We start from the raw sequence: 18,491 nt of genomic DNA on the forward strand, positions 1-18,491 counted from the left end.
CCGTCACAGTCCGAGGCCGTCGGCGAGCACCGGCCAGGACTGCTTGAAGGCGTCCTGCCAGTAGCCCCAGGAGTGAGTCCCGTTCGCGGTGAAGTCGTAGGTCGCGGGAATTCCCAAGTCGTTCAAGCGATTCTGCAGATTCCGGGTGCAGGCGTTCACCCCCGCCTCGATGAGCCCGCCGAGCAGGATCTGGTTCGCCAGGGTCTCGGGGCTGCGGGTGCTGCCGTAGGTCAGGAAGGGGCTGTCCAGGGTGTCGTGCGGACCGGGCAGGCCGTTGCCCGCCGAGACGAACAGGTTCAGCCCGCGCAACCGTTCGGCGTGCACGTAGGGATCGTTGGCCGCCCACAGCGGGCTGTTGTCCGGGCCCCACATATTGGCCGGATCGCCGTGTCCCCAGACCTCCACCATCGTCTTCACCACGCGTTGCCCGAGCGGGTCACTGGTCTGGGCGCAGCCGCTGTAGGAGGCCACACTGCGATACAGACCCGGTTTGGCGATGGCCAGCGCCAGCACCGAATCGCCCGCCATGGACAGACCGACGATCGCGTTACGGCCGTCGGCCGCCAGCGCCGCGTCGATCAGCGGCGGGAGTTCCTCGGTGAGGAAGGTGCTCCATTTGTTGCGGCCGAGCACGGGATCGTCTGCCACCCAGTCGGTGTAGAGGCTCCAGGCGCCGCCGATCGGCTGCACGATATTGGCGTTCTTGTCGCCGAGGAACCGCAGCGTGTCGGTCATGGAATTCCAGGTGTCGAGGTCCTCGCCGCCGCCGGATCCGTTGAGCAGGTACAGCACCGGGCGCGACACGGAGGTGTCGGCGGGCCGCTGCACGTCGACGGTGATCTGCTTGTTCATCGCCCCCGAGAACACCCGCAGCGTCAGATGGCGCGGGTCGTGAACGGTGAAGCTCGCGATGCGCGACCCGTCGGGGGTGACCGGCGAGGCGGCCGGTTGCCCGGAGGCCGTGACCGGATCGACCGGCGCCGCCCCCGCCGGCGCTCCGATCGCCGCGGACAGCGCGGCCGTGACCGCGGTGACGGCGGCGATCGCCGCGCCGCGCACCAGGTATTTCGTTGTCAAATCCCAAAACTCCCCGTAGCCAACCCAATCCGGCCCCGACCGGATGCACAAGCTATCACTGTCGCACATCCGTCGGGGGCGTGTCACACAGCAGGAGACCGGGGTGGTCCCCGGTCTCCTGCGCGGTTGGGGTCAGCGATCGCCCTTGTTGCGGGGGCGCTTGTCGGTGTCGACGCCCTCGGTGTCGATCCGTTCCTTGCGGACGGTGTCGGAGACCGTCTGATGGTCCTCCACCTCGTCCACGGCGAGCCGGACCCGTTCCACCGGGACCGATTCCTTGTGCACGGTCACCCGATCCTCGTGCAGGGTGACCTCTTGTTCCTGATCGCCCATCTCGGACGAGCGCACCTGCGAGGGGTCGGTGATGGGCTCCCGCTCGATGTGCACCTCCTCGTGGGTGGTCGGCACGTCCACGGACTGGTTCTCGGTCACCACGTACTTCCGCAGCCGCGCGTGGCCGGCCTCCTGCCGTTCGGTGCCGATCTCGAGCCGCTCCTCCGAGCGGATCATCTCGTCGTTGTCGCGGCCGTAGGTCATCGGCTCCTCGGGCCCCGGGCGAATCTGCTGGCGCCCGTAGGCCGTCCAGCCCGCCTGCTGCGGGTTGATGCCGTAGTGGCGGAACAACTCCTGCTCGGCCTCGCGGCTGATGTGGCCGTCGTCGTCCAGGTAGGGCGCCGACTTGACGTGCGCCTTGTCGACTCCGACCTGCAATGTGTCATTGTCGGGCCGGTGCTTGGCGCCGGCCAGCGGGACCATCGAGTCACCGCTGAACATTCCGGTGGACACCGCCGCCCACGTCGGCGCTCCCGAGGCGTTGTCGAGATAGATCTGCTTGACCTTGCCGATCTTGTCGCCGGCGGAGTCGTAAACGGTATTACCGATCACGGATTCCAGCGTCGCGTGTGTCATAGCTCCTCCTCATGTGCATCGGTGCCCATGCCACGCAGAGAAGGCGGCGGCGTGCACCGCATGATTCGTGGAACAGTTGTCGAGCCGTTCGGCCACGGCGCTACACCCTCTGCCGCCCGAACGGTCCGTAGCCGTTGTCTCCACTCGCTGCCCGCGGTGGTTCCGCGGGTCTGACAACGTCAACAGCTACATCACGGCAAGTACCCGTTGATCCAGCTCGCAAACAGTGCGGCGGACAACGACCGGGGTGACAGCAAAATCCGCGCGTCGACCGGGGCGGGCGTTGTCGTTCAGGCGAAGACGCGGGCCGTGGCGAGGGTGGTGAGCCGGTGCTCGTTGCCGGAATCGCGCACCTCGACCCGCGCGAGGCCGCGGTGCAAGCGGGCCTTGGCGAGCACGGGCCCGACGCGGGCGCCGAGCAGGTAGCGCAGGCCCAGAAAGCTCAAGCCCGCGCCGGGGGCGAGGGTGAGCACCGCCTCCTCGGCGGCCAGCGCGAGCAGTCCGCCGTTGACGGTGCCGGACGCGTTGAGCCCCTCCTGGGTACGCGGCAGCAGCACCGTCCCCGGCCCGACCCGCTCGCACCGGGCCCGCTCGGCCAGCGGCACCGGCAAGCGTTCCGACGAGCGCGGCAGGTCCACGCTCAGCCACGACGGCAGTTGCACATCCGGATCGGGCGCCACCATGAAAGAGGCGCCGCTGCAGGCGATCGGCTCGTCGTCCACGCTGAACTCGCACTCCGCCACGAACACCGAGCGGCCGACCTTCACCGTGCGGCCGACGGCCCGCACCTCGCCCGTGGCGGGCGCCGGGCGGTACAGGTGCACATCGAGTTCGAGCGTCACGGGCACCCGTGGACCCATGACCAGCGACGCCAGCAGACCCGACACGGTGTCCGCCCACGTCGCCAGCACGGAGGTGCGCAGCGACGCGGCGCCGGGAACGTGCATCTCGGGGGTGATCTCGGCGAAGCCGTGCAGTTCGTCGCCGACCCGCTGGGTCCCGAAGCCCATCTCGCGCAGGATGCGGCCGCGATCCTCGAGGCTGCTGCTCGGTAAGGTCGTCACGGTCATCCCTCCGCCGCCGTAAGACGTTCTCTAAAACGAGAACATCACTTCCGACGGTAGCCGCCCAGGCGTGCGCGACGGTGTGGCTCGCCCCGTGATACCGGCCACAGCCGATGCGGCTACCCTGCGGCGGCCGCGACCGCACGCGGCGCGGGTCGCAGGTTCGCGGGCCCCAGTTCGAGGTGGTCACGCAGCGTGGTGCCGGTGTACTCGGTGCGAAACAGGCCGCGCCGCTGTAGTTCCGGGACCACGAGATCCACGAAATCATCGAAGGTGCCGGGCGCCTGCGCGGCCGAGAGAATGTAGCCGTCGGCCTCGCCGCCGCGGAAGCCCGCCTCGATCTCGTCGGCGATCTGTGCCGGGGTGCCGACGAACTGCGGCAGCAGCACACCCTGCGCGTAGAGCTTGCCGATGTCGCGCAGGGTCAGGTTGTCCCGGATACTCAGCCGACGCGCGACATCGAACAGGCCCTGGGTGCCCGGCACCACCACATCCTCGATCGGGGCGTCCAGGTCGTACTGCGAGAAGTCGTGATCGGTGTGCACCGACAGGGTGATCAGCCCGGACACCGGATCGGCGAGTTCGTTGTGGAAGGCCTGCTTCTCGCGGGCGATCATCTCGGTCTCGCCGACGAACGGCACGAACGAGGGGAAGATCTTGATGTCGTCCGGGTTGCGGCCGAAATTCGAAGCGCGGGACTTGATGTCGTCGTAATAGGCCCGGCGGCCCTCCGGCGTGGGGTCTATCTCGAAGACCGCCTCGGCCCAGCGCGCCGCGAAATCCTTACCCACAGAGGACGACCCGGCCTGGATGAGCACCGGCCGCTGTTGCGGCGAGCGCGGAACCGTCAGCGGGCCACGGGTCTTGAACCAGGTCCCCTCGTGGTCGACCACGTGCACCTTGTCCGGATCGGCGAATACGCCGGACGCCTTGTCCTGCACCAGGGCGCCGGGATCCCAACTGCCCCAGAGCTTCAGCGCGACCTCGAGGAACTCGTGCGCGCGGTCGTAGCGCTCGTCGTGCCCGAGGTGGTTGTCCAGGCCGAAGTTCTGCGCCTCGGCCTGGTTCAGCGACGTGACGACATTCCATCCGGCCCGGCCCGCCGACAGATGGTCCAGCGTGGCAAAGATCCGCGCCACCTCGTAGGGGTGAAAGTACGTGGTGGACTTGGTGATCGCGAGCCCGAGCCGGTCGGTGACATTCGCCAGGCTCGCCGCCACCAGCGACGGATCGATGGTGGCCGAGGCCTGGGTGCCGCTGCGCAGCGGCACGCGGATGTCGTTGCCGTACCGGACCGGGGTGGCGAGCAGATCGGCGAAGAACAGGAAGTCGAACTTGCCCCGTTCCAAGGTCTGCGCCACCCGGCGGTAGTAGCCCGGCCCGAGGTAGTCGGTCTCCGACCCCGGATGCCGCCACGCCGCATGGGAATGCGTGACATGCGAGGCGATCAGGAAACCGGCGAGATGCAGTGCGCGTGACATGGGTTCCTCGATGGAGTCGGGAGGTCGGGCCGCACTCAGGGTCCGCCGCGAGACTTGTCACGTCACCAGTTGGAATCAACAAGACGCGAAGGCGGCCGGGCCTCGGGCGGGGAGGCTCAGGCCATGTCGGCCGACACCGTCGACAGGTTCCAGAATTCGGCGTAGCGGCCGCCGCGGCGGATCAGGTCGTCGTGGGTGCCGTCCTCGACGATGTGCCCGCTGTCGAGGAAGACGATGCGGTCGGCGCGGCGCACGGTGCGTAGCCGGTGGGCGACCAGGACCACGGTGCGGCCCGCCATGAGCTGTTCGATGCCGTCGTGGACGGCGGTCTCGTTGATCGGGTCGAGGGCCGAGGTGACCTCGTCCAGCAGCACGACGGGAGCGTCCTTCAGCAGCGCCCGCGCGATCGAAACACGTTGGCGCTCACCGCCGGACAGCAGGGCGCCGCCCTCGCCGACCTTGGTGGCCCAGCCGTCGGGCAGCCGATCGACGACCTCGTCCAGCCGCGCCGCGGCGGCCGCCGCCCGCACCTCGGCGTCGGCGGCATCGGGACGGCCGAGCCGCACGTTCTCCTCGATGGTCCCGTCGAAGAGGTAGACGTCCTGGAACACCACGGCGATCCGCGCCATCAGGCCCTCGGTGTCGATCGAGCGCACGTCCACACCGCCCATGCGCACGGCGCCGGCATCGACGTCGTAGAACCGGGCGAGCAGTTGCAGCAGCGTGCTCTTGCCCGCGCCCGACGGCCCGACCACGGCCAGCCGCTGGCCCTGCGGCACCGTCAGCGATACGTCGTCCAGCACCGCGCGGTCGCCGTGCCGGAAGGAGACCGACTCGAACGCCAGGTCGTAGCGCTCGGGCCGGGCCGGCTCGGGCGGCTCGGGCAGCGGCGCCGTGTTCAGCACCGCGTCGAGCCTGATCAACTCGGCACGGGCGGCGCGGACCCGGCCGCCGATCTCCGCGAGCGACAGCAGCGGGTCGGCGCAGCGTGCGGCGAGCACCAGCACCGCCAATACCTCTGCGGCGCCGATGTTTCCGCCGAGCGCCAGGGCGGTGCCGAGCACCAGCAGCACGGTGAACACCGTCTGCACCGTGAGGGTCAGGCCCAGGATGCCGGGCAGCGCCGCCAGCGTCGAACGCCGGGACGCGCGCTGCAGCCCGCGCAGCGAATCGTCGAGCGACCGGAAGCCCGCCACGGTCCGGCCACCCGCCCGCAGCACCGGCTGCGCCTGGAGGTACTCGATGACCCGTCCGGTCGCGTCCTGCTCGCGTTCGTGCCGTTCGGCGTCCGTGGCGGCGGTCGAGCGCCCGGTCCTGAGCTGGATCGCCACCACGACGGGCGCGGCGGCCACCGCGGCCAGCCCCATCCGCCAGTCGAAGGCGAACAGCACGACGACGATCGTCGCGGGCGTCACCGACGCGGCGACGAGCGGCGCCAGCAGGTGCGCGATCACGCTCATCGCCTGCAGCACACCGCGACTCGCCAGCACCGACACCTCACCGACCCGTCCGGCGGTGTACCAGCCGAGCGGTAGCCGCGCCAGATGGTCGCCCAGGCGGCGGTACACGCCGCGCAAGAGCGTGGTCCCGACCCGGAAGCCGGACAGGTCGCTGCGGTAGCGCAGTATCGCGTAAACGGCGACGGCGACCGCGAAGGCGAGCAGCCAGGGCCGGGCGTCGCCGGGCGTACCGCCGAACAGGGCGCGCAGCACCGGAACCAGCAGGGCGTAGGACAACCCCTCGGCGACCGCGGCCGCCGTCATCAGGGCCACGGTGCGGCGCACCGGCCGGGCGTACTCGGGGCCCAGTACGCGCAGCAGCATGCGGATCATCGGGCTGGTTCTCCTGCGTTGTCGGATGCGGTCGCCGCGACCGCGTGCGTGTCGATGTCGTCGTCGAGGGCCGACCGGTGCGACCGCCAGAACGCGGCGAAATGCCCGTCCCGCGACAGCAATTCGGCGGGCGCGCCGCGTTCGGCGACGGCGCCGTCCGCCAGCACCACGATCGTGTCGGCGTCGGCGACCGTCTCCAGCCGGTGGGCGATCACCAGGATCGTCCGGTCGCCGGCCAGCGTCGACAGGGCCCGGCGGACGGCCTGTTCGGTCTGCGGGTCGGCGAAGGCGGTCGCCTCGTCGAGCACCAGGACGGGTGTGTCGGCCAGCAGCGCGCGGGCGAGCGAAATACGTTGCGCCTCACCGCCGGAGAGCGCGGACCCACTGCCGAGCACGGTGTCGTAGCCGTCGGGCAGCCGCAGAATCCGGTCGTGGATGTCGGCCAGCCGCGCGGCGCGGACCACGTCGTCGCGGTCGGCGTGCGGCACCGCCAGCGCGATGTTGTCCGCCACCGACGCACGCAGCAGGCGGACGTCCTGGAAGACGAACGACACCCGCCGGTACAGCTCCACCGGGTCGATGTCGCGCAGATCGACACCGCCCAGGGTGACGCGCCCGCGCTCCGGGTCGAAGAACCGCGGCAACAGCTGGACCAGTGTGGATTTCCCGCTCCCCGACGGCCCGACGAGCGCGGTGACCGTGCCCGGTTCCAGTACCAGATCGATCCCGCGCAGCACCGGACGATCGGCGTCGTAACCGAACCAGACGTCGCGCAGCTCGACCCGATGCCCCTGCGGCACAACAGGTTGCGCGGGTTCGGGCAGTGGCGGTTGCGCGAGCACGTCCCGGATCCGGCCGACTGCGCGCCGCGCGGCCTGCATGTCGTCGAAGCCGTGGCCCAGCGCCGCCACCGGCGCCGTCAGTCCCAGTCCCAGCAGCAGGAACGGCAGCAGATCGGCCGGAGCCAGGCTGCCGCCGGTGATCAGCACCGCACCGCCGGTCAGCACGGCCAGCAGCACGAACGGCGGCGACAGCACGACCTGCATGGCGGCGGCGGGCGCGGCCAGCCCGCGGACCATCCGCAGGAAGATGTCCGCGAAATCGTCTGCGGCCGTGATGAATCGGCGATGCGCCCGGCCGGCGCCGCCGAACGCCTTGACCACCGAGATGCCCTGCACGAACTCCACCACCGAGTTCGCGATCCGGCCCATCGCCGCGTCGAACTCCCGCTGTTCGCGCAGCCGCTGCGCGGTCATCATCAGCGGCACCAGCGCCACCGCCAGCGCGACCGGAATCAGCGTCACGAGGGTGAGCCGCCAGTCGACCGTGAACAGGTAGACCAGCGACACCAGCGGCACCACGAACGCCGAGACCAGTTCGCCGGGCGTGTGGGCGATGAACGGATGCACTGCGCTCACATCCTCGCCGACCACCTTGGTCAGCTCGCCGGTCCGACGGCGGGACAGCCAGCCGATCGGCACCCGGCCCAGCCGATCGGCCAGCTGCCTGCGGAACGACAGTTGTATCCGGCCGTCGAGGAGATGCCCGATACCCGACGACGCGGCCGTGCACAGCAGCTTCACCAGCAATCCGGCCGCACCGGCGCCGACCGCGAACCAGACCCGGCCGTGGTCGATCGGGCCGGGCGACAACAGATTCCGGCCCAGTTCGACGACCGCCAGCAGCGGCGCCAGGCCCGCCACGGCCCCGATCACCTGCAACACCACTACGGCGGCGAAGCCCGGCAGATGGGGGCGCAGCAGCGCCCGGCCGCCCAGCGACCGTTCGACGCCGGTGACGTCGTCCATGACTCCTCCTCGAGCACCTCGCGCCGGACCGCATGACCGGGCGCGCTTCCACATGACTGGAAGCATCGCCAGCGCAGCACGAGGTCGTCTTGGACAAATGTTCCCTGTGGCCGACGTCACGAGCGGCCGGAATCAGCGGGCGGGCGACCGTTCCGGGGCCGCCCACGCCACGTCGTCGACCGCGAGCCAGGGTGCGACAGCGACGGCCGCCGGAGTCACCCCGGCGAAGGCCATGACCTCGCGGTGCAGGTGGGACTGGTCGGCATAACCGCTCTCCGCCGCCACCACCGCGGCGCTGTGGCCACCGGCGAGACGATGCGCCGCGTGATCGAAGCGGACCAGCTGGGCCGCCTGCTTGGGAGTGAGACCGACCTGGGCCCGGAACCGGGACCACAACCGCTTGCGGCTCCAGCCCAATTCGCTTGCGAGCCGGTCGATTCGGATCTGTCCGCGGCTCGCCACCATGCGATCCCAGGCGAAGGCGATCTCCGGATCGACCGGGCGGCCCGTCCGGCACCGCCGCGCGACCGCGGCCGCGGCGACCGCGAACCGCTCGTCCCAGTCTCGCGCGGCGTGCAGTTGCTCTCGGACTCGCGCGGCGTCGGCGCCCCAGAGGTCGTCGAGTGCGGTCACCGTCCCGTTCAGCTCCGCGCTCGCCCCCAGCGCCGCGTGTGCGACCACCGGTGACAGCCGGATCTGCAGGCAGTCGATATCGCGGCCGCGTCCCCGCACACCGGCGGGAGCCATCCCGACCACCACGGTCCCGCGCTGCCGTGCGCGGCTGCCGTCGTCGATCAGCAGCGCGTCCCCGAAATCGACGAACACCGTGACGGCGGGGTACGGCACCACCCGGATATTGATGTGGTCGCCCGTCCGGCCGCGGAACCCCGCCATGCTGACTCCCGCCGGGCACCCCGGCCGGGACGGCAGCGCGATATCCCACAACGCCGCGGCGTCACGAAGCGGGTCGGCAGTTCGCATGCCGTCATGGTACGAGTGTCCGGTTCCGAACCGATCAGGAATCGAGAAGCCCTGGTCACCGGCCCGTGGCTACCGTCTCCGTCATGAGCTGGAACACGCGAATTCGGCAGTGGCACCGCCGGCTGGCCCTGACTTTCGTCGCGACACTCGTCGTCACCGTCGTCGGCCTGGCGTTGCGGGGCCCGGCCTGGCTGTCCTACGTGCCCCTGCCGCCGTTGATCCTGCTTCTGCTGTCCGGCCTCGTCCTGTTGGCGCGCGGGCGGCGGGCAGGGGCGATCCGCACGACGCACCGGTGGTCGGCCGCGGTGTTCACCGCGACCGTGCTCGCCACCATCGTCGCTCTGGCACTACCCGAACCGGTCGTGTGGGTGTCGTACCTGCCGCTGTTCCCGCTGGCCCTGCTCCTGATCACCGGGCTGACCATGCTCGTACGGCAGTACGGCCGCCACAGTGTCACGGACTAGGTGTCGGCAGTTCGCAATTCCCCAGATGCGGATTGACGCCCATGTAATTGAGCGGGCCCGCGACGATCGTCAGGGCGATGTTGCCGAAGCTGGCGCAGGTGATCGGGCCGGAGTCGAAGTAGTGGCGCTGCGCCGCGGCGACGAATCCGATGATCAACCAGATCACGAGAAGGATGCTTCCGGTCTTCATGGCTACCTCGCCTCGTCACCGTACCGCCCGGCCACGTTCGCGCCGCGGTGTCTGCCGCGATTGTCCCATTACATCGGCGTCGATCTCGACCCTTCACCGGAACCCCCGGCGCGCCCCGTCGTACGGCGTGGCGCGACACGGGTATGCGGCCTACCGGCGGCGTGGACTCACCACGTGACGGGCAGTGCCGCCAGCGCGCGGTGGAAAGGCCCAGGGCGCCAGGTGGGTTCGCCGCCGGGCAGGTCGGGACGCATGTCGGGCAGCATGTCCAGCAGTTGGTCGATGGCGTCCTGGGCGATCAGGTAGGCCAGCGAGCGGGCGGGGCAGGCGTGCTGGCCGATGCCGAACGCCAGGTGGGAGCGGTTGCCGGTGCGGTCGACGGCGCGGATCGCCGGATCGTTGTTGCAGGCGGCCATGCTGACCAGGACGGGCTGGTGGGCGGGTAGCCACGTGTCGTCGACGAGGATCGGCTGGCGCGGATAGGTGATGCAGTAGTTGGCCAGCGGCGGGTCGGTGAACAGCACCTCGTCCAGGGCGTCGCGGGTCGACAGGCTGCCGCCGAGCACCGTCCCGCCGAACCGGTTGTCGGTGATGATCAGCAGCAGCGTGTTGACGATCAGGTTGAGCTGCAACTCGATTCCCGCGCCGTAGAAGGTCACGAGCTGGTGGACCAGTTCGTCCTCGTCCAGCTCCGAGGGATGTTGCAGCAGCATCGAGGCGACGTCGTTGCCCGGTTCGGCCCGCTTCAGCGCCACGAGCCGGCGCATCGCGTCGTCGACCATCCGGTTGCCCTGCTCGGCATTCGTCCCGTCGAACATCGCGGCCATGCCCGTCGCCACCTGCTGACCGATCTCCGGCGGGCAACCGACCATGGCGCAGCAGACCTGGAACGTCAGCGGAAACGCGTACTGCGACAGTAGATCCGCCTTGCCGTCCGCCTGGAACCCGTCGATCAGCGGCAGCGCGATCTGCTCCACGGTGGCGTGCAGTCCGTACAGGTCGACCGCCTCGATGCTCGCGATGGTCGCCTGCCGGTAGCGCGCGAATTCCGCACCGGCATTGCGGCTTCCGGTGGGCCGCCACTCCATGATCGGCAGCACCGGGCAGTCCGCCGGGATGTCCTGCTGCCAGCGCCGCGGGTCGGCCGGGAAATGTTCGGGATCGTTGAGCACGCTCAGCGCGGCGCGGTAACCGAGGACCAGGGTGGCGGGGACGCCCGGCGAAAGCTCCACCGGCGCCAGCGAACCGAACCGCCGCCGCATCTCACGGTAGGCGCCGTGCGGATCGTCAGCGAACTCCGGCGAATGCAGCGGCACCCGCGGCCCTTCCGAGTCGACCGGTGACCCGTGGGCCACCGGGCAGCTCGCCGCGGGTACGGGGAATTCGCGTGCATTCAAGGTAACTCCAGGTCAGCCGATGATCACAATGAAAGCTATTGTCAGACAAGGGATCATAGGCGCTATACGGCGTAGACGCACGATCACGGCGTGTAACGCAGAATGGCCGCGGCCGCGGCGCTTTCGGGCATGTCCTCGGCGCGCACGGCGAATACCCGGCCGTCGGTCTGCAGGACGCGGCGGCAGATCTCGTCCACCACACCGGGTGCGCCCACCTCGGACCGATCGGCGAAGGTGACCTCACCGCTCTCGGAAATCGAACCCGCCACGGTCACATTGATATCCGCCAGCAGCGTATCCACCATGCCGAAGGTCGCCGCGCGAGCGATATCGGCGAGATCGGTGGCGGCCCGGCCTTCGCCGCGGCGGCGCTCGAACAGCTCGCGCAGCCCCGCGAGTTCCGCGGCGTAGTAGTTGTCCAGGATCTGCCGGGCACGCATCCCGAGTTCGGCGTCGGAGAGTTGTTCCGGATTGCCCGTCAGGGATTCGTCCAGCAGCACCGGGTAGCTGTTGACCGACCGATACAGCGAGTCGATCGGTTCGGTCGCGGCCAGGATCAGTGGTACGTCCCGGCCCGCGAGCACGTCGCGCAACTGCCGGTCGACGGCCCGCGCGTACTGCCGGACCCGCAGTTTGCGGCCTTCCGTGCCCTGAATCCGCCCCTTCGGCGCGCGGCCGCTGAGCGAGGCCTTGCGCGCGTGGTCGGCCGCGTTCTGCGGCAGCCCGGGCACCCGGATCTCCTCGGCGCCGCCGTCCGACCCCACCTCGACCAGCCGGACCGCCCCCTCGGAGAGCGCGAGCACGAATGCCGTCTGCGGGAAGGTCGTGGCCCGCAGCAGCGGCTTGGTGTGGAACCGGTCTCCGACGAACACGCCCGCGGGCAGTCGATTGGGCACCCGATAGGTCCGCACCCGTTGCGGAGTGCCCAGTACCACAAGGGAATTCGACTGGAACCGCCAGAAGTCCGCGTCGTCGGCCAGATCGTCCAGCTCCTCGCGCAGCGCCTCCTGCGCCGCCCGGTCGGAGATCCGCTCGAGCGCCTCCCGTGCCTGGTTCGAGAAGGCGATTCGGTTACCGTCCGGCGATGCCGGGTCGCCCTCGGTCGACGTATAGATCGATACGCTCCAGGGGTCGGTCTCCCCCACCAGCCGCCGGACCTCGCCGCGCGTGGGAATATCGGTGTGCAACATCAGCCCTCCAAGCTCGTGCCGTCGCGCCCATGTCCACTGCTGCGCGGATCGGGCGGCCACTCACCCGCGCATTCCCGCACCGCTCCGCCATACCGACAATACCGCCGAACAACACAGTAGCGAACTCACAGCAATCACAGCTGACGCGTGCCGATCACCACCGGGCGACCGGCGGGCGATAGCCGCGCATGGCGCGGCCGGTGGCGGGGAGGGCGGCGAGGATCGCGGCCGACGTCCACCCGATCAAGGCCACCACGATCCAGGTGTAGAACTTCGACGGCGCGTCCAGGTCGGCGAGCCGCACCAGCGCGTAGAGGTAGTAGGCGACGACCAGCACGCTCAGCACGATCAGGAGCCAGCGAGCGAATCCGAGCCTGCACATCAGCAGCACCGCCAGCAACGCTGTCGTGCCACCGACCGTCATCGTCACGGTAACCCCGAAATTGATGTTGCGCGTGGTGTGTTCGGAGAACGCCTGGCCGATGAGCGCCATCAGCCGGGTCATGCTGCTGACCTTCGCACCGTCGAAGCCGGGGACGGCGAGCACGAAGCACAGCACAGAACACAGCCCGAACAGCAGCCCCGCACACACCGCCGGAACCGCGCTCGCGGCGGGCTGCGGATAGCCGGGCGGCGGGGCCGGATAGCCGTACGGCGCAGGCGGATAACCGTATTGCTGGGGGTAGCCGCCCGGCGGCACCTGAGGATAGTGCCCCTGCTGGTGGTACGGGTACGACATGACTTCCTGTTCCCTCCGGTGTCACAAGTCCTGCTGAGGCCGGAGCGAGTCACGCCCGTACCGCCTCATACTTGTATCCACCCGGGCTTGCGAGAAACTTAACGATCAGTTGGCCGGGTCGCCCAGCGCCTCCAGGGCCGCCGGGATCTGCTCGGCGGGCAGATAGCAATCGGTCTGTTCGAATCCGCGGATGGTGTGAGTGTCGTAGTCGCCGTAGCCGATTCGCAGGAAGTCGTCACCGCTGAGGCCGTGGACGGTCCAGTCGAAGGCCACCCGGGCGCGCGCGACGAGGGTGCGCAGCGCCATCAGATGGTAGCCGCGGGTCACCGCCTGCGCGGGGATACCGCGCAACCCGATCTTCAGTGGTCGCGCCACCGCGTCCTTGCCGCCGAGGTCGACCACCAGGCCGAGATCCGGGTGCCGGTACGGCGTGCGCCCCCGGCCGCGGAGTTCGGTCACCAGGTTCTTGCCCAGGTGGCGGCCCTGCCGCATGGCGTGCTGCGCGGTCGGCGCGCAGATGGCCCCGTCCTCGCCGGTCAGATCGGGCACCGCGGCCGCGTCCCCGCACGCCCACACGCCGGTGAGGCCGGGCACGGCGAGGTCGGCATCGGCGACGATCCGGCCCTTGTCGGTGGCCGCGCCCAAATGCCCTGCGAGCGGGCTGGGTTCGACCCCGGCCGTCCACAACACCGTGCGCGACGGGATGAATCGGCCGTTGGTGAGCTGGACACCGTGCGCGGTAACCTCTTTCGCCGAGGCGCCGCAGACCAGTTCGACGCCGCGCTCGGCCAAATTCTGTTTGACCTCCTCGCCGAGCCGCTCGCCGAGTTCGGGCATGATCCGGTCGCCGCGGGTGACCAGATGCCAGCGCACCATGCCGGATTCGAGTTTCGGGAAGTAGCGCCGCGCGGCGGCGTGCGTGACCTTGTTGAGCACGGCGGTGGTCTCGGTCCCGGCGTAGCCCGCGCCGATGGTGACGAAGTGCAGCCGCTCGCGGTCCTCGTCCTCCTCGCCGCGCATCGCGGCCACGTCCAGCTGCTGCAAGACGTGGTCCCGCAGGAACATCGCCTGGGCGAGGGTCTTCATGCCGAAACCGTGCTCGTGCAGGCCGGGCACGTCGAGTACCCGTGTGATACTGCCCGGCACCAGCACGAGATGGTCGTAGTCCAGCGCGCATTCGGCGCCCGCGGAACGCCGCACCACGACCTGGCGCGTCTCCGGATGCACCCCGATCGCCATGCCGGGCACCACCTCGGTGCGGCGCAGCACCCGCCGCAACGACACCGAGATCGACCGCGGATTGAGCACCCCCGACGCGACCTGCGGTAGCAGCGGCAGATAGAGCAGACCGGCATCCGGGGTGACGAGCTGAACGAACGCTTCCTCCGGACGCAGATGACGTTCCAGATAGCGGGCGCACTCGACACCCGAGAAACCACCGCCGACGATCACGATCTTCGCGGGACCCATGGCATCACCCTAGCGACCAACTGAACGGCAGCGCACCCGCGATGGGCCCGTAGCCCCAGTTCAACATTCGCTCGGCATCCTCCGCCGCGGCGACCGCGCTGTCGGCCGAGCTGTGCAGCACCACGCCGATCAACGGCATTCCGGCCCGGATCGTTTCGAACAGCAGGCAGGTACCCGCGGCGTCGGTGGACCCGGTCTTGATGCCGACGGTCCCGGGATAGTCGTGCAGCAGCAGATTCGTTGTCTCCCAGAAGTGTTCGCGGTTGTTCGGGCCCGCCGGGACGTGGTGGGTCGCGGACCCGACGATCTCCCGGAACACCGGCGACTGCATCGCGCGCATGCCGAGCGTGATCAGATCCGCCGGAGTGGCGAAGGTGGAGTGGCCGGTCGGATACGGCAGCCCGCTGGGATCGCTGAAATGCGTACCGGCCAAGCCCAATCGCCGTGCGGTGTCGTTCATCTTGTCGATGAATCCGGCTTGTCCGGGCCCGTACGCCTCGGCCAGTGCGTAGGCGGCGTCGCAACCGGACGGCAACATCAGCGCATACAGCAGTTGCCGCGCCGTCAGCACCTCGCCCGGAACCAGATCCGCCGTACTCGCCCCGAACTTGTTGTCGTAGGCGATGATTCCCTCCGGCACCTCGACGGCCCGCTCGAGGTCACCGGAGTCGAGCACCACCAACGCCGTCATCACCTTCGCGATACTGCCGATCGGCGCGGGAGTGTTCACCTCCCGCGACCACCGCATCGCACCGGTGAACCCGTCGGCCAACGCCGCCCCCGCCGCCTGCACCCCCTCCGGCTCGGGAGCCGGCCAGGAGGGTAGCCGACTACTCGCGACACTCGTGGTCGGCGCGGCCACAGCGTGACCGCCGGCCAACACCAACACCCCGACCACCAAGGCCTGCAACACTCGGGCAAATATCCGCATCGCGACATTGTGCCGCCACGACCGGTCCGGCCGCGGGATTTCGAGCACCGATGAGTCCGGCGCCCCCGCCTCGTCTACAGGTGACAGACCACGACCGCCCGAGCGCGTCTACTCCTGGAAGGGCACAGTACTTGCACACCACACTTTCGGCGGACGGGACGGAGCTGGCCTACGACGTGCGCGGCGACGGACCCGCACTCGTCTACATCACCGGCGCCACCTGTTTCCGCACATTCCGCCCGGTGATCGCCGATGCGAAGGTATTCGCCTCCGAGTTCACCGTGTACACCTACGACCGCCGCGGCCGCGGGGACAGCGGCGACACGCTTCCCTACAGCGTCGCGCGGGAGGTCGAGGATATCGAGGCGATCATCGATGCCGCCGGCGGGACAGCGCACGTGTACGGCCATTCGTCCGGGGCGGTGCTCGCGCTGGAGGCGGCATTGCGGTTGCCGCACAAGATCGGTCGAGCCTTCGTCTACGACGCCTCCTACGTGCACGACGAAGCGGAGCGCGACTCCTACGCCGCACTGTCCGGCCAGGTCGACGCACTACTGGAGAAGGGCGAGAACGCCCGCGCGATCAAGCAGTTCCTCCGGGGCATCGGCATGCCGCGTCTGTTCGTCCACCTGCTCCCCCTCGTCCCCGGATGGGCCACGATGCGAGCGCTCGCCCCCACCCTCGCCTACGACATCGCCTTGACCCGGGACCTGCCGCCCGTCGATCGCATGAACAAGATCGAGGTGCCCGCACGAGTAGCGGTCGGCGGACGGAGTCCGGCGGGCCTGCTCGAGGTCGCCCGCCAGTTGGCCGATGCCATCCCGGGATCGGAGCACCGAGTGATCGACGGCCAGAACCACATGGTCAACCCCAAGGTGCTGCTGCCGGTCCTGCGCGACGCCCTGCTCTACGGCGTCCGGCCGAGATGAGTGCGCGGGGCCAATCTGACACCGGCCAAGCCGGTCCAGCACAGCCCGGCGGTCGTGGCGACGGCCTCGTGTTTGGGCAGTGACTTGCCGGTGAGCACCCAGTCCCGCGCACACGACCGAGCGATCGCGACCAGTTCCGTCGTGATCAGCCAGCCCTGCTCGGCCCGCGGGAGCCGATACGGCGCCAGTGCCTGTTCGAGAGTGTCGGTGCAGATCGCGGCGGCCTGGTGAGCCATGCGCTGCGCCGCGGGCTCCTCGGCGACGGCGGCCCCGGCCAGCAGGGCGGCGCTGCGCGGATGGCTGTCGGCGAAGTCGAAGATCGCGGCCACCGTCGCCGTCACGATCGCGCGCATGTCCAGGCCGGGAGCGAGCGCGGCGGCGAGCGTCTCGCGCAGCACCTCTGCCGCGTCGTGCAGCACCGCCAGATACAGTTCGAGTTTGCTCGAGAACGACTTGTAGAGCACCGGTTTGCTGATCCCGGACCGGCAGGCGATCTCCTCCATGCTCGCCGCCCGATAGCCGCAGGCGGCGAACAATCCCGCCGCCGCGGCCACGATCGTGCGCCGACGCTCCAGCCTCGCCTGCGCCACCCTCGTATTCACGGCCCGGCCACCTCCTGGAACGCAGAGTATCAATGCGCCGATCAGGGCCCGATGCCCTGCCCGCCGGTTACGGTCCCGGGGCGGCCGGTGCGGCGAGACGCTGCTCGTCGCACAGGCGTTGCAGAGTCTCCAGGGTGTCGTCCAATCCCGCGCCCAGGCGCGGGCCGGGAGTGAAGGTGGCGGGGAGTTTCCGCATTCCCTGGATGATGCCGATGGTGTCGTAGTGCACGGTGCCCGCGGGATCGCAGGTGTAGTCGGGCATGCGGTCCAGGACGGCGACGAGCATGCGTTTGAACACGACGCGGGCCACGTTGGAGCCGATGCAGCGGTGGATTCCGAGCCCGAAACTGAAGTGGCGGTTGCGTTTCCGGTCCAGGATCACGGAGTGCGGATCGGGGAAGACGGTGGCGTCCCGGTTGGCCATGGCCCACGACAGCCACAGCCGCTCGCCTTCCTCGAGGGGCTGGCCCGCGACCTCGCAGTCGGCGGAGATCGTCCGGCCGTCGCCGGGTGCGGGAGTGAAGTAGCGCAGGAATTCCTCGGTCGCCGAGTCCAGCAGCGCGGCACGCTCGCGACTGAGGGTGACGCGGTCGTCGGGGTGTTGCGAAAGCCATTCCAGGGCATGGGCGGTGAGCGCCGTGGTGGTGTCGAACCCGCCGCCGATGAGCAGTGCCAGCACGCCGAGCAGGTCGATATCGTCGGGTTGCGCACCGTCGATCCGCATGGTGGCCAGCGCGTCGATCAGCCCCGGGCGGGGATGCTCACGGATCTCGTGCAGATTGGCCAGCAGGTCCATACCCATCACCATGTTCATTTCCGTCACCCGGTCCATATCGGGTGAATCGGGCGGGGTGTAGACCGAGGCATGCGCGGGCTCGTTGTAGACCGACCATTTCACCAGCGGAATGCCGAGCATGGCGAGGGTGAGCACGGCGGGCACGATATTGGCGAGGTCGTCGACGAAATCGATGTGCCCGGATTCGATTTTCTCGTCCAGGCAGGCGCGGACGAGTTCGTCCACGAACGGCAGCCACCGGTTCACCGCCTTGGGTGACAGATACGGGTTGAGCACCGACCGGAACACCCGGTGCTCGGGGTCGTCCATCTCCAGGATGCCGCTGCGCATCGGAATCGCCTGGGTCCCGGTCGGAATGGTGATGCCCTGGTATCCGCGGCGTTGTCCGTGGACGTCGCGATCATTGGAAACATAAGGGCAGCGGGCGAGTTCGAAGACTTCGCGATTTCCCGCGGCGACCCAGTGGCCGCCGTAGGTTTCGGTCCATGCCAAGGGGCAGGCGCTGTGCATCTCGTCGGTGATCGCCCGGAACCGGGACCGGTATTCCGGTGTGTGCCGGTCGAAATGGTAGTGCGGCCGGTCGGCGCGCGCCGAGGTGTGTTCGATGGTCAAGGTGACATCCTCTCCGGTG

Annotated in this window: 17 protein-coding genes; 2 read left to right on the forward strand and 15 right to left on the reverse strand. The window is 69.4% G+C overall.

Annotated elements, in window-relative coordinates; genetic code table 11:
- Positions 1-3 precede the first annotated feature (3 nt).
- The 7 genes from ACFMRZ_RS13590 to ACFMRZ_RS13620 form a co-directional block, all read right to left on the reverse strand.
- On the reverse strand, positions 4-1,077 hold the full coding sequence (locus ACFMRZ_RS13590; RefSeq protein ID WP_400179432.1) for an alpha/beta hydrolase: 1,074 nt from the start codon (positions 1,075-1,077) through the stop codon (positions 4-6).
- A gap of 132 nt (positions 1,078-1,209) precedes the next feature.
- The gene (locus ACFMRZ_RS13595; RefSeq protein WP_280271231.1) at positions 1,210-1,986 is read right to left on the reverse strand and encodes a PRC and DUF2382 domain-containing protein; all 777 of its coding nucleotides are present in this window, start codon (positions 1,984-1,986) and stop codon (positions 1,210-1,212) included.
- 290 nt (positions 1,987-2,276) lie between these two features.
- Positions 2,277-3,056 (reverse strand): hotdog domain-containing protein, encoded by a 780-nt coding sequence (locus ACFMRZ_RS13600; protein WP_280271230.1) that lies wholly within the window; start codon positions 3,054-3,056, stop codon positions 2,277-2,279.
- A 113-nt stretch (positions 3,057-3,169) separates the two neighbouring features.
- Entirely contained in the window at positions 3,170-4,531 is a 1,362-nt protein-coding gene (locus tag ACFMRZ_RS13605; protein ID WP_400179433.1) for an LLM class flavin-dependent oxidoreductase, read from the reverse strand.
- A gap of 116 nt (positions 4,532-4,647) precedes the next feature.
- The gene (locus ACFMRZ_RS13610) at positions 4,648-6,363 is read right to left on the reverse strand and encodes an ABC transporter ATP-binding protein (RefSeq protein ID WP_400179434.1); all 1,716 of its coding nucleotides are present in this window, start codon (positions 6,361-6,363) and stop codon (positions 4,648-4,650) included.
- Positions 6,360-8,171: an ABC transporter ATP-binding protein gene (locus ACFMRZ_RS13615; RefSeq protein WP_400179435.1), complete on the reverse strand. Its 1,812-nt coding sequence runs from the start codon at positions 8,169-8,171 to the stop codon at positions 6,360-6,362. Before ACFMRZ_RS13615 ends, ACFMRZ_RS13610 begins: the two co-directional genes overlap by 4 nt.
- Positions 8,172-8,303: 132 nt before the next feature.
- Positions 8,304-9,152, reverse strand: coding sequence for a helix-turn-helix domain-containing protein (locus ACFMRZ_RS13620; protein WP_400179436.1), 849 nt, complete (start codon positions 9,150-9,152; stop codon positions 8,304-8,306).
- A gap of 83 nt (positions 9,153-9,235) precedes the next feature.
- Between ACFMRZ_RS13620 and ACFMRZ_RS13625 the strand changes: the two genes are divergently transcribed.
- A complete protein-coding gene (locus ACFMRZ_RS13625; RefSeq protein ID WP_400179437.1) occupies positions 9,236-9,616 on the forward strand; it encodes a hypothetical protein in 381 nt (126 codons plus the stop codon).
- Here ACFMRZ_RS13625 and ACFMRZ_RS13630 read toward each other — a convergent pair.
- The 6 genes from ACFMRZ_RS13630 to ACFMRZ_RS13655 form a co-directional block, all read right to left on the reverse strand.
- Positions 9,606-9,806, reverse strand: coding sequence for a hypothetical protein (locus ACFMRZ_RS13630; protein ID WP_280271224.1), 201 nt, complete (start codon positions 9,804-9,806; stop codon positions 9,606-9,608). The two genes, ACFMRZ_RS13625 and ACFMRZ_RS13630, sit on opposite strands and share 11 nt — an antisense overlap.
- A 167-nt stretch (positions 9,807-9,973) precedes the next feature.
- Positions 9,974-11,203, reverse strand: a complete 1,230-nt coding sequence (locus ACFMRZ_RS13635; RefSeq protein WP_400179438.1) for a cytochrome P450 — start codon at positions 11,201-11,203, stop codon at positions 9,974-9,976.
- Between the two features lie 83 nt (positions 11,204-11,286).
- Positions 11,287-12,393: a hypothetical protein gene (locus ACFMRZ_RS13640; protein WP_400179439.1), complete on the reverse strand. Its 1,107-nt coding sequence runs from the start codon at positions 12,391-12,393 to the stop codon at positions 11,287-11,289.
- A gap of 154 nt (positions 12,394-12,547) precedes the next feature.
- Positions 12,548-13,132, reverse strand: coding sequence for a hypothetical protein (locus ACFMRZ_RS13645; protein WP_400179440.1), 585 nt, complete (start codon positions 13,130-13,132; stop codon positions 12,548-12,550).
- Between the two features lie 105 nt (positions 13,133-13,237).
- Positions 13,238-14,602: an NAD(P)/FAD-dependent oxidoreductase gene (locus ACFMRZ_RS13650; RefSeq protein WP_400179441.1), complete on the reverse strand. Its 1,365-nt coding sequence runs from the start codon at positions 14,600-14,602 to the stop codon at positions 13,238-13,240.
- 4 nt (positions 14,603-14,606) lie between these two features.
- Positions 14,607-15,533, reverse strand: a complete 927-nt coding sequence (locus ACFMRZ_RS13655; protein WP_400179442.1) for a D-alanyl-D-alanine carboxypeptidase family protein — start codon at positions 15,531-15,533, stop codon at positions 14,607-14,609.
- Between the two features lie 131 nt (positions 15,534-15,664).
- Here ACFMRZ_RS13655 and ACFMRZ_RS13660 point away from each other — a divergent pair, with 131 nt between their 5' ends.
- Positions 15,665-16,462 (forward strand): alpha/beta fold hydrolase, encoded by a 798-nt coding sequence (locus ACFMRZ_RS13660; RefSeq protein ID WP_400179443.1) that lies wholly within the window; start codon positions 15,665-15,667, stop codon positions 16,460-16,462.
- Here ACFMRZ_RS13660 and ACFMRZ_RS13665 read toward each other — a convergent pair.
- Both ACFMRZ_RS13665 and ACFMRZ_RS13670 read right to left on the reverse strand, forming a co-directional pair.
- Complete coding sequence (locus ACFMRZ_RS13665) at positions 16,441-17,064, reverse strand: TetR/AcrR family transcriptional regulator (protein WP_280271218.1); 624 nt, start codon at positions 17,062-17,064, stop codon at positions 16,441-16,443. The two genes, ACFMRZ_RS13660 and ACFMRZ_RS13665, sit on opposite strands and share 22 nt — an antisense overlap.
- A gap of 67 nt (positions 17,065-17,131) precedes the next feature.
- Positions 17,132-18,472, reverse strand: coding sequence for a cytochrome P450 (locus ACFMRZ_RS13670; RefSeq protein WP_280271217.1), 1,341 nt, complete (start codon positions 18,470-18,472; stop codon positions 17,132-17,134).
- Positions 18,473-18,491 lie beyond the last annotated feature (19 nt).

Origin of the sequence: Nocardia sp. N2S4-5 (genome assembly GCF_044628355.1) — a bacterium.
In the GTDB taxonomy this organism is placed as follows: domain Bacteria; phylum Actinomycetota; class Actinomycetes; order Mycobacteriales; family Mycobacteriaceae; genus Nocardia; species Nocardia wallacei_B.